Source organism: Hydrogenophaga sp. (assembly GCF_048549895.1).
GTDB lineage: Bacteria > Pseudomonadota > Gammaproteobacteria > Burkholderiales > Burkholderiaceae_C > Hydrogenophaga.
Genome location: NZ_JBLYYB010000169.1, coordinates 1 through 13614 on the forward strand (window position 1 = coordinate 1; position 13614 = coordinate 13614).

Here is a 13614-nt window from a genome sequence, read left to right on the forward strand (position 1 = left end):
GCATCGCCATGGGCCTGATCCTGGAAGGCAAGAATTTTGCCGTCCTGTCCGACATTCTGGGTGATGAAGATCATCTGGGCGACATGGACTTCAAGGTTGCCGGCACCACCAACGGCATCTCGGCGCTGCAGATGGACATCAAGATCCAGGGCATCACCAAGGAAATCATGCAGGTCGCACTGGCCCAGGCCAAGGAAGCCCGCATGCACATCCTGGGCAAGATGCAGGACGCCATGGGCGAAGCCAAGACCGAGGTGTCCAACTTCGCGCCCAAGCTCTTCACCATGAAGATCAACCCCGAGAAGATCCGCGACGTGATCGGCAAGGGCGGCGCCGTCATTCGCGCGCTGACCGAAGAGACCGGCACGCAGATCAACATCGACGAAGACGGCACCATCACCATCGCCTCGACCGACTCGGCCAAGGCCGACGAAGCCAAGCGCCGCATCGAGCAGATCACCGCCGAAGTGGAAGTGGGCAAGGTCTACGAAGGCCCGGTCACCAAGATCCTGGACTTCGGTGCCCTGATCAACCTGCTGCCCGGCAAGGATGGCCTGCTGCACATCAGCCAGATCGCGCACGAGCGTGTCGAGCGCGTCACCGACTACCTGACCGAAGGCCAGATCGTTCGCGTGAAGGTGCTGGAGACCGACGAAAAAGGTCGCGTCAAGTTGTCCATGAAGGCACTGGCCGATCGCAACGCGGTCGAGCCGCAGCAGCAGTCCCAGTCGTGAACCCGTCGGTGATGCAAGCGGTCGAGATCAGCAGCTTCGGTGCACCCGAGGTGCTGCGTCTCGGTGAGCGCCCGGTGCCGGTGGCGGCTGCGGGCGAGGTGCTGATCCGCGTCAGCGCGTCGGGCGTGAACCGCCCCGACGTGCTGCAGCGCACCGGCAACTACCCCGTGCCGCCCGGCGCGTCCGACATTCCCGGCCTCGAAGTGGCGGGCGTGATCGCCTCGGGCGACGCGGCGGCCATGGCGGCTGTGGGCCTGAAGGTGGGTGACCGCGTGTGTGCACTGGTGGCGGGCGGTGGCTATGCCCCATGGTGCGTCGCGCCCGCGGGCCAGTGCCTGCCGGTGCCTGAAGGCCTGGACGACATCGCCGCCGCATCGCTGCCCGAGACTTTCTTCACCGTGTGGAGCAACGTGTTCGACCGTGCGCGCCTGCAAGCGGGCGAAACGCTGTTGATCCAGGGCGGCACCAGCGGCATCGGCGTGACCGCGATCCAGATGGCCAAGGCCCTGGGCGCTCGCGTCATCGCCACCGCGGGCAGCGACGACAAGTGCGCGGCCTGCCTGGCGCTCGGTGCCGATCACGCCATCAACTACAAGACGCAAGACTTCGTGGCTGCTGTGGCCGACCTCACGGGTGGGCAGGGCGTCAACGTCGTGCTCGACATGGTGGCCGGTGCCTACGTGGCGCGCGAAATCGATTGCCTGGCCGAAGACGGCCGCCTGGTCATCATCGCGGTGCAGGGCGGTGTGAAGGCCGAGTTCAACGCCGGCATGGTGCTGCGCAAGCGCCTCACCATCACCGGTTCGACCCTGCGCCCGCGACCGATCGCTTTCAAGACCGCCATTGCTCAATCGCTGCGTGAGCGCGTCTGGCCGCTGTTGGTCCAGGGGCAGATCAAGCCCGTGATCCACCAGGTGTTTCCCGCCAGCGAAGCCGCGGCTGCGCACACGCTCATGGAATCCAACCAGCACATCGGCAAGCTCGTCCTGACCTGGGCATGACGGCACCTCAGACATGAAACCACTGATCGCAGGCAACTGGAAAATGAACGGCTCGCTGGCCGCCAACGCCGCGCTGGTGAAAGCCATGCTCGACGGCCTGGGTGGCCAGGCGCCGGCAGCCGACATGGCGCTGTGCGTGCCCGCGCCCTATTTGGCACAACTGCAGACGCTGCTGACCGGCAGCGCGATCGCCTGGGGTGCGCAAGACGTGTCCAGCCACGAGCAGGGTGCGTACACCGGTGAGGTGTCGGCCACCATGCTCAAGGACTTCGCCTGTCGCTACGCGATCGTGGGCCATTCGGAGCGACGCCAATACCACGGCGAGACCGACCTGCAGGTGGCCGACAAAGCCAAGGCGGCATTGGCCCACGGCATCACGCCCATCGTGTGCGTGGGCGAAACCCTGGTTGAGCGCGAGGCGGAACAGACCGAGGCCGTGGTCAAGCGCCAACTCGCTGCGGTCATCCACGCGGTGGCGCACTGCACCAGCGAGATCGTGGTGGCTTACGAGCCTGTTTGGGCCATCGGCACTGGCAAGACCGCCTCGCCTGAGCAGGCGCAGCAGGTGCACGCGGTGTTGCGTGCCCAACTGGCCGCAGCGACGCAGCACCCCGAACGCGTGCACATCCTGTACGGCGGCAGCATGAATGCGGCCAACGCCGCCAGCCTGCTGGCCCAGCCCGACATCGATGGCGGCCTGATTGGCGGCGCGTCGCTCAAGGCCGCCGACTTCCTTCAAATCGTGGCCTCGGCCCGTTGACCTTTTTCGTGCCCGCATGGGCGCATCGACAACCGTGATTCCGGAGTAAAAAATGAACGTTGTGTTGACCATCCTGCTGGCCGTGCAGATCCTCTCGGCGCTGACCATGATCGGCCTGATCCTCATGCAGCACGGCAAGGGCGCCGATGCAGGCGCAGCCTTTGGTGGTGGTGGTGCGGGCTCTGCCAGTTTGTTTGGAGCCTCGGGCGGTGCGAACTTCCTGTCGCGTTCCACGGCGGTGCTGGCTGCCATTTTCTTGGGCTGCACACTGGGTCTGGCCTACTTCGGAAACTTGCGCACCGAAGCGCCCAGCTCAGGCAGCGTGCTTGAAGGTGTGGTGACGCCGGCGCAGCCCGCGGATGCGGCGCAACAGATTCCCGGCGCAACGCCTGCGACGGGTGTTGCCCCCGCGCCAGCCGCAGCCACGCCAGCACCCGCCGGCGCAGCGCAAATCCCGGCGAAATGATCGGGATGGCATGCATGCGCAACGTGTGTGCCTGAGCATCTTCCATTGGTGTTGAAAAAGGCCTCGCCGCCTCTCAAAAGAGGGGTGGTTTCAGGGTAAACTCCAATGCTTGTCAGCAAGGCTCACACAGACCTCGTGAGCCAGCAACGCAGACCAGCCGACGTGGTGAAATTGGTAGACACGCTATCTTGAGGGGGTAGTGGCGAAAGCTGTGCGAGTTCGAGTCTCGCCGTCGGCACCAATCTTTGGACAACACGGCCCCACGCCGTGTCAGTGGAATCGACCAAGATGAGTCTCGAACAATACCTACCTGTGCTCCTGTTCATCTTGGTGGGTATTTCCATCGGGATCATCCCGCAGGTGTTGGGCTACATCCTGGGTCCCAATCTGCCAGACGCAGAAAAGAACTCCCCGTACGAATGCGGATTCGAGGCTTTCGAAGATGCCCGCATGAAGTTCGATGTGCGCTACTACCTGGTGGCCATCCTGTTCATCCTGTTCGATCTCGAAATCGCTTTCCTCATCCCCTGGGCTGTGGCTTTCTCCGACATCGGCATGACCGGCTTCGTTGCGGGTGTCGTGTTTCTGGCCATCCTCACCGTGGGTTTTGCCTACGAGTGGAAGAAAGGCGCGCTGGACTGGGAATGAGCGATTGGCACACACACGAATGCACCGGAGCGGTTCATGATTGAAGGCGTCTTCAAGGAAGGTTTTGTCACCACCAGCTACGACTCGGTGGTGAACTGGGCCAAGACAGGCTCGCTGTGGCCCATGACCTTTGGTCTGGCCTGCTGCGCGGTTGAAATGATGCACGCGGCCGCCGCGCGCTACGACATCGGGCGCTTCGGCTCCGAGGTGTTCCGCGCCAGCCCGCGCCAGTCCGATCTGATGATCGTGGCCGGCACGTTGTGCAACAAGATGGCGCCCGCATTGCGCAAGGTGTACGACCAGATGGCCGAACCGCGTTGGGTGCTCTCCATGGGTTCTTGTGCCAACGGTGGCGGCTACTACCACTACAGCTACTCGGTGGTCCGTGGTTGCGACCGCATCGTGCCGGTGGACGTGTACGTGCCGGGCTGCCCGCCCACGGCCGAAGCCTTGCTGTACGGAATCATCCAGCTGCAGCAAAAGATCCGCCGCACCCAGACCATTGCCCGCGCCTGAGCGCCGGTTGCTCCACGGCGAAACGAGTCCCCAGAGACGCACCCATGACCGACACCTCGACGACCTCCTACGCAGTTGCACCGGAAGCCCTGAAGCACGCCCTGGCCGAGTTGCTGGGTGACCGTGTCGTGTCGCTGGATGTGGTTCGCGAAGAACTCACGCTGGTGGTCGCGGCGGCCCACTATTTCGACGTCATGAAGACCTTGCGCGATGCACCGCAGGTGGCGTTCGAGCAGCTCATCGACCTGTGCGGCATGGACTATCAGACCTACGGCGAAGGCCGTTGGGAAGGGCGGCGTTTTGCTGCTGTGGTGCACCTGCTGTCGGTCACCCACAACCACCGCGTGCGCGTGCGGGTGTTCTGCCCGGAAGACGACTTTCCCGTGCTGGCTTCGGTCACGCCGCTGTGGGCGGCTGCCAACTGGTACGAGCGCGAAGCGTTTGACCTGTACGGCATCGTGTTCGAAGGCCATGACGATCTGCGCCGCATCCTCACCGACTACGGCTTCATCGGCTATCCCTTCCGCAAAGATTTCCCGTTGTCGGGCCACGTCGAGATGCGTTACGACGCCGAGCGCCAGCGCGTGATCTACGAGCCTGTGAGCATCGAGCCCCGCGAAATCACGCCGCGCATCATCCGCGAAGACAACTACGGGGGCCTGCACTGAAGGCTCTGGCCTTCCTGCGACATCGACATGGCTGAAATCAAGAACTACACCCTCAACTTCGGTCCGCAGCACCCGGCCGCACACGGCGTGCTGCGTCTGGTGCTTGAGCTCGATGGCGAGGTCGTGCAACGCGCCGACCCACACATCGGCCTGCTGCATCGCGCCACCGAAAAACTCGCCGAGCACAAGACCTACATCCAGTCGCTGCCCTACATGGACCGGCTGGACTACGTCTCGATGATGTGCAACGAGCACGCCTACTGCCTGGCCATCGAGAAGCTGCTCGGCATCGAGGTGCCGATCCGTGCGCAGTACATCCGCGTGATGTTCAGCGAGATCACGCGCCTGCTCAACCACCTGATGTGGCTGGGCTCGCACGGCAACGATTGCGGCAGCTCCACCATCCTGATCTACGCGTTCCGTGAGCGCGAAGACCTGTTCGACATGTACGAGGCGGTGTCGGGTGCGCGCATGCACGCGGCCTACTTCCGTCCGGGCGGCGTGTACCGCGACCTGCCGGAGACCATGCCGCAGTACAAGCACAGCAAGGTCCGCAATGCGCGCGCGATGGAGCAGATGAACACGAACCGGCAGGGTTCGCTGCTGGACTTCATCGACGACTTCACCAAGCGCTTCCCGACGTATCTGGCCGAGTACCACACGCTGCTGACCGACAACCGCATCTGGAAACAGCGCACCGTGGGCATCGGCGTGGTCACGCCCGAGCGCGCGCTCAACCTGGGTATGACTGGCCCCATGCTGCGCGGCTCCGGCGTCGCCTGGGACCTGCGCAAGAAGCAGCCGTACGACGTGTATGGCCAGATGGACTTCGACATTCCGGTGGGCAAGACCGGCGACTGCTACGACCGCTATCTCGTCCGCATGGAAGAGATGAAGCAGTCCAACCGCATCATCGAGCAGTGCTCCAGGTGGCTGCGCGCCAATCCCGGTCCGGTGATCACCGACAACCACAAGGTGGCAGCACCCGCTCGTGAGGCCATGAAGGCCAACATGGAAGAGCTGATCCACCACTTCAAGCTGTTCACCGAAGGCTTCCATGTGCCCGAGGGCGAAGCCTACGCCGCTGTGGAGCATCCCAAGGGCGAGTTCGGCATTTACCTGGTGAGTGACGGTGCCAACAAGCCCTACCGCCTGAAGATCCGCGCACCCGGTTTTGCGCACCTGGCCACGATGGACGAAATGGCGCGCGGCCACATGCTGGCCGACGCCGTGGCCATCATCGGCACCATGGACATTGTTTTCGGGGAGATCGACCGATGAGCACCGGCCACGCAGCTGCCGCTGTGGAATTCAGCAGCGCCACCCAGCAGCGCTTTGCGCGTGAAGTCGCCAAATACCCGGCCGACCAGGCGCAGTCGGCCGTCATGGCCTGCCTGTCCATCATCCAGCAAGAGATGGGCTTCGTGAGCACCGGCGCAGAAGCTTCGCTGGCTGCGTACCTGGGCATGGAGCCGATCGCCGTGCACGAGGTGACCACCTTCTACAACATGTACAACCAGCAGCCGGTGGGCAAGTTCAAGCTGAACATGTGCACCAACCTGCCGTGCCAGTTGCGCGACGGTCAGAGCGCGCTGCATCACCTCGAGCGCAAGCTGGGCATCACCATGGGCGGCACCACGCCTGATGGCCTGTTCACGCTGCAACAAAGCGAGTGCCTGGGCGCCTGCGCCGATTCGCCGGTGATGCTGGTCAACGACCGCCACATGTGCAGCTTCATGAGCAACGACAAGCTGGACCAGCTGATCGATGGCCTGCGTGCATCAGAGGGGAAGTCATGAACGCCGAACAGATCCTCTCGCAGTTCCGCGCCAACGGCGTGCAGACCTGCTTTCACGGCCGCCACATCAATCCCCAGATCTACGCCGACCTCGATGGCGGCAACTGGTCGCTCAAGGACTACGTGGCCCGTGGTGGTTACCAGGCCTTGCGCAAGGTGCTGGGCAAAGACGGTGCCGAGCCGGCCGGTGATCCACCGGTGGTGGGCATGACGCAGGACCAGGTGATTGCCACGCTGAAGGAATCGGCACTGCGCGGTCGTGGTGGTGCGGGTTTCCCTACCGGCCTGAAGTGGAGCTTCATGCCGCGCCAGTTCCCGGGCCAAAAGTACCTGGTGTGCAACTCCGATGAAGGCGAACCGGGCACGTGCAAGGACCGCGACATCCTGATGTACAACCCGCACATCGTGATCGAAGGCATGGCGATTGCCGCCTTCGCGATGGGCATCAGCGTGGGCTACAACTACATCCACGGCGAAATCTTCGAGGCCTACGATCGTTTTGAGGCCGCGCTGGAAGAAGCCCGCGCCGCCGGCCTGCTGGGCGACAACATCCTGGACAGCGGTTTCAGCTTCCAGCTGCACGCGTTCCACGGCTTCGGCGCCTACATCTGCGGCGAAGAAACCGCCTTGCTCGAATCGCTCGAAGGCAAAAAAGGCCAGCCGCGTTTCAAGCCGCCGTTCCCCGCCAGCTTCGGCCTCTACGGCAAGCCCACCACCATCAACAACACCGAGACCTTCGCGGCGGTGCCCTGGATCATCCGCAACGGTGGTGCGGCGTACCTCGCCTGCGGCAAGCCCAACAACGGCGGCACCAAGATTTTCTCGGTGAGCGGTGATGTGGAGATGCCCGGCAACTACGAGGTGCCCATGGGCACACCGTTCAGCAAGCTGCTGGAGCTCGCCGGTGGCGTGCGCAAGGGCCGCACGCTCAAGGCCGTGATCCCCGGTGGTTCGTCGTCGCCCGTGCTGCCTGCGTCCATCATGATGGACTGCACCATGGACTACGACTCCATCGCCAAGGCCGGCTCCATGCTGGGTTCGGGCGCGGTGATCGTGATGGACGACAGCCGATGCATGGTCGAGTCGCTCAAGCGCCTGTCCTACTTCTACATGCACGAATCTTGCGGCCAGTGCACGCCGTGCCGCGAAGGCACGGGCTGGCTCTGGCGCATGGTCAGCCGCATCGACGAGGGCGAAGGCCGCCCGGCCGACATGGCGCTGCTGGACAACGTGGCCGAGAACATCATGGGCCGCACCATCTGCGCCCTGGGCGATGCAGCGGCCATGCCGGTGCGCGCCATGATCAAACACTTCCGGCACGAGTTCGAGGCCAAGATCGCCTCGGCCAACGCTCCGGCCGCCTGAAGACTAAAACACCATGATCGAAATCGAACTCGACGGCAAGAAGGTGGAAGTGCCCCCGGGCAGCATGGTCATGCATGCGGCCGAGAAGGCCGGCACCTACATCCCGCATTTCTGCTATCACAAGAAGCTGTCCATCGCGGCCAACTGCCGCATGTGCCTGGTTGATGTGGAGAAGGCGCCCAAGCCCATGCCAGCCTGCGCCACGCCCGTTACGCAGGGCATGATCGTCCGCACCAAGAGCGACAAGGCCATCAAGGCGCAGCAGTCGGTGATGGAGTTCCTGCTCATCAACCACCCGCTGGACTGCCCCATCTGCGACCAGGGCGGCGAATGCCAGCTTCAGGATCTGGCCGTGGGTTACGGCAGTTCGGGTTCGCGCTACGAAGAAGAAAAACGCGTCGTCTTTCACAAGGACGTGGGCCCACTCATTTCCATGCAGGAGATGAGCCGGTGCATCCACTGCACCCGCTGCGTGCGCTTTGGCCAGGAGGTGGCCGGCGTGATGGAGCTCGGCATGATCCACCGCGGCGAGCACGCCGAGATCACCACGGTGCTCGGCGACACGGTCGATTCCGAACTCTCGGGCAACATGATCGACATCTGCCCGGTCGGCGCGCTCACCAGCAAACCGTTCCGTTACAGCGCCCGCACCTGGGAACTTTCGCGCCGCAAGAGCGTGAGCCCGCACGACTCCACCGGCGCCAACCTGATCATCCAGGTGAAGAACCACAGGGTCATGCGCGTGGTGCCGCTGGAAAACGAAGCCGTCAACGAATGCTGGATCGCCGACCGCGACCGCTTCTCGTACGAAGCGGTCAACAGCGAAGACCGCCTGACCGCACCCATGCTCAAGCAGGGCGGCGAGTGGCACACGGTCGACTGGCAAACCGCGCTCGAGTACGTGGCCAATGGCCTGAAGCAGGTCAAGGCCGAACACGGCGCTGGCGCCATCGGCCTGCTGGCCAGCCCGCACAGCACGCTCGAAGAGCTGTCGCTGGCCGGAGCGCTGATGCGCGGCCTGGGCAGCCAGAGCATCGACAGTCGCTTGCGCCACGCCGACTTTTCCAACGCAGCACCAAATGGTGCGGCGCGCTGGCTCGGCATGCCGGTCGCATCACTCTCCAACCTACAGCGCGTGCTGATCGTGGGCTCGAATCTGCGCAAGGACCACCCGCTGTTCGCACAGCGCATCCGACAGGCGCAGCGCAAGGGCGCACAGGTCAACGTGCTCAATGCGGACGCTAAAGACTGGGCCATGCCGCTGAAGAATGTGGTGCTCGCCGACAGCAGCGTCTGGGTGTTGGCGCTGGCCGGCATCGCTGCAGCCATCGCCGCCGAAACCGGTGCGAGCGCGCCGGTGCATGCCGACGTGACCGACGCGCACCGCGCCGTGGCCAAGTCGTTGCTCGGTGGCGAGCACAAGGCCATCCTGCTTGGCAACGCCGCCGCACACCACGAAAAAGCAGCGAGCCTGCTGTCGCTGGCGAACTGGATCGCGCAACAGACCGGCGCCACCGTGGGTTACCTGAGCGAAGCCGCCAACACCGTGGGCGGGCAACTCGTGAACGCCGTACCGGGGCAGGGCGGTTTGAACGCCGGCCAGATGCTGGGTGGCGCGCTCAAGGCGCTGGTGCTGCTCAACACGGAACCCGCGCACGACAGCGCGGCGGGCACCCAGGGCCTGGCCTCGGTCGGCATGGTCGTCACGCTCAGCCCGTTCAAGACCAACCTCGACACCAGCGACGTGCTGCTGCCGATCGCGCCGTTCACCGAAACCTCGGGCTCCTTCGTGAACGCCGAAGGCCGGCTGCAAAGTTTCCACGCCGTGGTGCGCCCGCTGGGTGAAACGCGCCCCGCGTGGAAAGTGATCCGCGTGCTGGGCAACCTGCTCGGCCTGGCCGGCTTTGACGCCGACTCGTCGCAGGCCGTGTTGGCCAGTGCGTTGCCGGGTGTGGCGAGTGGCGCTGTTGTGGACGCCGCGCGCTTGAACAACGCCAGCACTGCACCGATCGACACCGCGCCTGCCGGTGCCGAGCCCTGCGTCGCCAGCATCTACCAGCTCGATGGCCTTGTGCGCCGCGCCCCCGCGCTGCAGATGACGGCCGACGCGCGCGCAACCCTGATCGCCGACGAGGTGCACGCATGATCGACGCGATGTACAACGGCGGCCTGGGCCTGATCGCCGCGCCCTGGTGGACCACGGCGGCCTGGCCGGTCATCTGGAACCTGATCAAAATCGTGGCCGTGCTGGCGCCCCTGATGGGCGCGGTGGCTTACCTCACGCTGTGGGAGCGCAAGCTGCTCGGCTGGATCCAGGTGCGCCACGGACCCAACCGTGTCGGTCCCTTCGGTTTGCTGCAGCCGATTGCCGATGCGCTCAAGCTGTTGACCAAGGAACTGATCCAACCGAGCGCGGCGAGCAACGGCCTGTTCCGTCTCGGCCCCATCATGGCCATCATGCCGGCGCTGGCCGCGTGGGTGTGCGTACCCTTCGGCCCCGAGGCGGTGCTCGCCAACGTGAACGCCGGTCTGCTGGTGATCCTGGCGATCACCTCCATCGAGGTGTACGGCGTGATCATCGCGGGCTGGGCGTCCAACTCGAAATACGCCTTCCTCGGTGCGCTGCGCGCGTCAGCCCAGATGGTGAGCTACGAGATCGCCATCGGCTTCTGTTTCCTGGTGGTCGTCATGGTCTCGGGCAGCCTGAACCTGGTCGACATCGTGAACTCGCAGGCGCGAGGCATGGCCGCTTCTGAAGGCCTCAATTTCCTGTCGTGGAACTGGCTTCCGCTGCTGCCGATCTTTTTTGTCTACCTGATCTCGGGTGTGGCCGAAACCAACCGGCACCCCTTCGACGTGGTCGAGGGCGAGGCCGAGATCGTGGCCGGTCACATGGTCGAGTACTCGGGCATGGGCTTTGCCATCTTCTTCTTGGCCGAATACGCCAGCATGTGGCTGATCTCGGTACTGGCGGTGCTGATGTTCCTGGGCGGCTGGTTGCCACCCATCGACAGTGAACTGTTCAACTGGATCCCAGGCTGGATCTGGCTGGGCCTGAAAACTTTCCTCGTGGTGTCCATGTTCATCTGGATCCGCGCCACCTTCCCGCGCTTCCGCTACGACCAGATCATGCGTCTGGGCTGGAAGATCTTCATTCCCGTCACGCTCATCTACCTGCTGCTCGTCGGCGGCCTGATGCAGACGTCGTGGAACCTCTGGAAATAAGAGGGCGATTGACCATGTCCACCATCACTGCCAACCCCGTAGCATCCCCTGCGGTCGTGGCGCCGTTTTCCTTCCGCGATTTCCTCAACAGCTTCCTGCTGGTGGAATTGTTCAAGGGCATGGCCCTCACCGGCCGCTACGCCTTCAAGCGCAAGATCACGGTGCAGTTTCCGGAAGAAAAGACGCCGCTGTCGCCGCGTTTCCGTGGTCTGCATGCCCTGCGCCGCTATGAGAACGGCGAAGAGCGCTGCATCGCCTGCAAGCTGTGCGAAGCGGTATGTCCGGCCATGGCCATCACCATCGAGTCCGACGTGCGCGAAGACGGCTCGCGCCGCACCACGCGCTACGACATCGACCTGACCAAGTGCATCTTCTGCGGCTTCTGCGAAGAGAGCTGCCCGGTCGACTCCATCGTCGAGACGCACATCTTCGAGTACCACGGCGAGAAGCGCGGTGACCTGTACTTCACCAAGGAGATGCTGCTGGCCGTGGGCGACCGCTACGAGACCGAGATTGCCGCTGCCCGGGCCGCCGACGCCCCTTACCGCTGATCCGTTCTGAGGCCGGACCTGCCCGGAACAGACGACACAAGAACAACGCCATGGATTACCAGACCGGCTTTTTTTACCTCTTCGCCGCGGTGCTGCTGTTCGCAGCCTTCCGCGTCGTCACCGCGCGCAATCCCGTGCACGCGGTGCTGTTCCTGATGCTGGCGTTTTCGCAGGCGTCTGCGTTGTGGTTGCTGCTGAAGGCTGAGTTCCTCGGCATCACGCTGGTGCTGGTGTACCTGGGCGCGGTGATGGTGCTGTTCCTGTTCGTCGTGATGATGCTCGACATCAACATGGACGGCGTGCGCAAGGGTTTCTGGAAACACTTTCCGCTCGCCGCCGTTCTGGGTGGCCTGGTGGCGGCCGAACTCATCGCCGTGCTGTTTGCCGGTTTCCCAAGCCTGGCGGCCAACCCCGACGCGGTGAACACCGGCATCAACGCGGCCAACTATTCCAACACGCGCGAACTCGGCCTGCTGCTCTACACCGAGTACCTGTACCCGGTTGAAGTGGCCGCCGTGATCCTGCTGGTGGCCATGATCGCGGCCATTGCGCTCACCCTGCGCCAGCGCAAGGACAGCAAGGCCATCAACCCCGGCCTGCAAGTGCATGTGCGCGCCAGCGACCGCCTGGTGGTGCTGCCGATGAACGCCACGCAGAAAGCCGCACCCGCCGGCGAAGCCACAGCCGCCGAGGAGGCCAAGCCATGAACGTGACCCTGGGCCATTTCCTCGCCGTCGGTGCGATCCTGTTCGCGTTGTCGGTCGTCGGCATCTTCCTCAACCGCAAGAACCTGATCGTGCTGCTCATGGCCATCGAGCTGATGCTGCTCGCGGTCAACATGAACTTCGTGGCCTTCTCGCACTACCTGGGTGACATGCACGGCCAGGTGTTCGTGTTCTTCATCCTGACCGTGGCCGCGGCCGAATCGGCGATCGGCCTGGCCATCCTCGTGCTGCTGTTCCGCAACAAGAATTCGATCAGCGTCGAAGAGCTCAACACGCTCAAGGGCTGAGCATCAGCCGCAAGACAAGAACACCATGAGCACCACCCTTTCTGCCAGCACCCTGCTCGCCGTCCCCATGGCGCCGCTGATCGGCGCGGCCCTGGCCGGCATCCTGGGCACCACCTTCGGCGGCAACGTCATCGGCCGCCGTGCCTCGCACACGCTCACCATCCTGGGTGTGCTGATCGCTTTCATCCTCTCGGCCATGACGCTCAAGAGCGTGGCCCTGGACGGCGCCCGCTTCAACGAAACCCTCTACACCTGGATGGTGGTCGGTGGCCTGAAGATGGAGATCGGTTTCCTGGTCGATGGCCTCACCGCCATGATGATGGTGGTCGTCACCTTCGTCTCGCTCATGGTGCACCTCTACACCATCGGCTACATGGAAGAAGACGCCGGCTACAACCGCTTCTTCGCCTACATCTCGCTGTTCACCTTCTCCATGCTCATGCTGGTCATGAGCAACAACCTGCTGCAGCTGTTCTTTGGCTGGGAAGCGGTGGGCCTGGTGTCGTATCTGCTCATCGGCTTCTGGTTCAACAAGCCCACGGCGATCTTCGCCAACATGAAGGCCTTCCTGGTCAACCGCGTGGGCGACTTCGGCTTCATCCTGGGCATCGGCCTGATCGTGGCCTACGCCGGCACGCTGAACTACACCGAGGTGTTTGCCAAAGCGCCCGAGCTCGGCGCGCTGGGCTTTCCCGGTACAGACTGGCTGCTGATCACCGTCATCTGCATCTGCCTCTTCATCGGCGCCATGGGCAAGAGCGCGCAGTTCCCGCTGCATGTGTGGCTGCCCGACTCCATGGAAGGCCCCACGCCGATCTCGGCGCTGATCCACGCTGCCACCATGGTCACGGCCGGCATCTTCATGGTGGC

General features: G+C 63.9%; 16 protein-coding genes and 1 tRNA gene. All 17 read left to right on the top strand.

The window, feature by feature from the left end; all coding sequences use genetic code 11:
- Positions 1–734, top strand: a 734-nt coding sequence (locus ACN4F8_RS16535) for a S1 RNA-binding domain-containing protein (protein ID WP_419474560.1), incomplete at its 5' end; no start/stop codon positions are given.
- Between the two features lie 11 nt (positions 735–745).
- Positions 746–1735, top strand: coding sequence for an NAD(P)H-quinone oxidoreductase (locus ACN4F8_RS16540; RefSeq protein ID WP_419474574.1), 990 nt, complete (start codon positions 746–748; stop codon positions 1733–1735).
- A 13-nt stretch (positions 1736–1748) separates the two neighbouring features.
- Positions 1749–2495 carry a triose-phosphate isomerase gene (gene tpiA, locus ACN4F8_RS16545; RefSeq protein WP_419474561.1) on the top strand — a complete coding sequence of 249 codons (747 nt, stop codon included), beginning with the start codon at positions 1749–1751 and terminating at the stop codon, positions 2493–2495.
- A gap of 52 nt (positions 2496–2547) precedes the next feature.
- Positions 2548–2961 carry a preprotein translocase subunit SecG gene (secG, locus tag ACN4F8_RS16550; RefSeq protein WP_419474562.1) on the top strand — a complete coding sequence of 138 codons (414 nt, stop codon included), beginning with the start codon at positions 2548–2550 and terminating at the stop codon, positions 2959–2961.
- A 156-nt stretch (positions 2962–3117) separates the two neighbouring features.
- Positions 3118–3202: transfer RNA gene (locus tag ACN4F8_RS16555), tRNA-Leu, on the top strand.
- 47 nt (positions 3203–3249) lie between these two features.
- A complete protein-coding gene (locus ACN4F8_RS16560; protein ID WP_419474563.1) occupies positions 3250–3609 on the top strand; it encodes an NADH-quinone oxidoreductase subunit A in 360 nt (119 codons plus the stop codon).
- A gap of 36 nt (positions 3610–3645) precedes the next feature.
- Positions 3646–4125, top strand: coding sequence for a NuoB/complex I 20 kDa subunit family protein (locus ACN4F8_RS16565; protein ID WP_056273769.1), 480 nt, complete (start codon positions 3646–3648; stop codon positions 4123–4125).
- A 44-nt stretch (positions 4126–4169) separates the two neighbouring features.
- On the top strand, positions 4170–4793 hold the full coding sequence (locus ACN4F8_RS16570; RefSeq protein ID WP_419474564.1) for an NADH-quinone oxidoreductase subunit C: 624 nt from the start codon (positions 4170–4172) through the stop codon (positions 4791–4793).
- A 27-nt stretch (positions 4794–4820) separates the two neighbouring features.
- A complete protein-coding gene (locus tag ACN4F8_RS16575) occupies positions 4821–6074 on the top strand; it encodes an NADH-quinone oxidoreductase subunit D (protein WP_419474565.1) in 1254 nt (417 codons plus the stop codon).
- Positions 6071–6592 carry an NADH-quinone oxidoreductase subunit NuoE gene (nuoE, locus tag ACN4F8_RS16580; protein ID WP_419474566.1) on the top strand — a complete coding sequence of 174 codons (522 nt, stop codon included), beginning with the start codon at positions 6071–6073 and terminating at the stop codon, positions 6590–6592. Before ACN4F8_RS16575 ends, nuoE begins: the two co-directional genes overlap by 4 nt.
- The gene (gene nuoF / locus ACN4F8_RS16585; RefSeq protein WP_419474567.1) at positions 6589–7956 is read left to right on the top strand and encodes an NADH-quinone oxidoreductase subunit NuoF; all 1368 of its coding nucleotides are present in this window, start codon (positions 6589–6591) and stop codon (positions 7954–7956) included. Before nuoE ends, nuoF begins: the two co-directional genes overlap by 4 nt.
- Positions 7957–7969: 13 nt before the next feature.
- Entirely contained in the window at positions 7970–10102 is a 2133-nt protein-coding gene (nuoG, locus tag ACN4F8_RS16590; RefSeq protein ID WP_419474568.1) for an NADH-quinone oxidoreductase subunit NuoG, read from the top strand.
- Positions 10099–11181 carry an NADH-quinone oxidoreductase subunit NuoH gene (gene nuoH / locus ACN4F8_RS16595; protein WP_419474569.1) on the top strand — a complete coding sequence of 361 codons (1083 nt, stop codon included), beginning with the start codon at positions 10099–10101 and terminating at the stop codon, positions 11179–11181. Before nuoG ends, nuoH begins: the two co-directional genes overlap by 4 nt.
- A gap of 14 nt (positions 11182–11195) precedes the next feature.
- Positions 11196–11732 (top strand): NADH-quinone oxidoreductase subunit NuoI, encoded by a 537-nt coding sequence (nuoI, locus tag ACN4F8_RS16600; RefSeq protein WP_419474570.1) that lies wholly within the window; start codon positions 11196–11198, stop codon positions 11730–11732.
- Positions 11733–11782: 50 nt separating this feature from the next.
- Positions 11783–12439, top strand: coding sequence for an NADH-quinone oxidoreductase subunit J (locus ACN4F8_RS16605; protein ID WP_419474571.1), 657 nt, complete (start codon positions 11783–11785; stop codon positions 12437–12439).
- Entirely contained in the window at positions 12436–12744 is a 309-nt protein-coding gene (gene nuoK / locus ACN4F8_RS16610) for an NADH-quinone oxidoreductase subunit NuoK (protein WP_419474572.1), read from the top strand. The genes ACN4F8_RS16605 and nuoK overlap by 4 nt, the downstream gene beginning before the upstream one ends.
- A gap of 25 nt (positions 12745–12769) precedes the next feature.
- Positions 12770–13614 (top strand): proton-conducting transporter membrane subunit (locus tag ACN4F8_RS16615; protein WP_419474573.1); only part of this gene is annotated, 845 nt, incomplete at its 3' end.

Excerpts from the sequence above, each read along its gene's own strand:
- ACN4F8_RS16540 (WP_419474574.1), top strand. The coding sequence starts at position 746 with ATGCAAGCGGTCGAGATCAGCAGCTTCGGTGCACCCGAGGTGCTGCGT.
- tpiA (WP_419474561.1), top strand. The coding sequence starts at position 1,749 with ATGAAACCACTGATCGCAGGCAACTGGAAAATGAACGGCTCGCTGGCC.
- secG (WP_419474562.1), top strand. The coding sequence starts at position 2,548 with ATGAACGTTGTGTTGACCATCCTGCTGGCCGTGCAGATCCTCTCGGCG.
- ACN4F8_RS16560 (WP_419474563.1), top strand. The coding sequence starts at position 3,250 with ATGAGTCTCGAACAATACCTACCTGTGCTCCTGTTCATCTTGGTGGGT.
- ACN4F8_RS16565 (WP_056273769.1), top strand. The coding sequence starts at position 3,646 with ATGATTGAAGGCGTCTTCAAGGAAGGTTTTGTCACCACCAGCTACGAC.
- ACN4F8_RS16570 (WP_419474564.1), top strand. The coding sequence starts at position 4,170 with ATGACCGACACCTCGACGACCTCCTACGCAGTTGCACCGGAAGCCCTG.
- ACN4F8_RS16575 (WP_419474565.1), top strand. The coding sequence starts at position 4,821 with ATGGCTGAAATCAAGAACTACACCCTCAACTTCGGTCCGCAGCACCCG.
- nuoE (WP_419474566.1), top strand. The coding sequence starts at position 6,071 with ATGAGCACCGGCCACGCAGCTGCCGCTGTGGAATTCAGCAGCGCCACC.
- nuoF (WP_419474567.1), top strand. The coding sequence starts at position 6,589 with ATGAACGCCGAACAGATCCTCTCGCAGTTCCGCGCCAACGGCGTGCAG.
- nuoG (WP_419474568.1), top strand. The coding sequence starts at position 7,970 with ATGATCGAAATCGAACTCGACGGCAAGAAGGTGGAAGTGCCCCCGGGC.
- nuoH (WP_419474569.1), top strand. The coding sequence starts at position 10,099 with ATGATCGACGCGATGTACAACGGCGGCCTGGGCCTGATCGCCGCGCCC.
- nuoI (WP_419474570.1), top strand. The coding sequence starts at position 11,196 with ATGTCCACCATCACTGCCAACCCCGTAGCATCCCCTGCGGTCGTGGCG.
- ACN4F8_RS16605 (WP_419474571.1), top strand. The coding sequence starts at position 11,783 with ATGGATTACCAGACCGGCTTTTTTTACCTCTTCGCCGCGGTGCTGCTG.
- nuoK (WP_419474572.1), top strand. The coding sequence starts at position 12,436 with ATGAACGTGACCCTGGGCCATTTCCTCGCCGTCGGTGCGATCCTGTTC.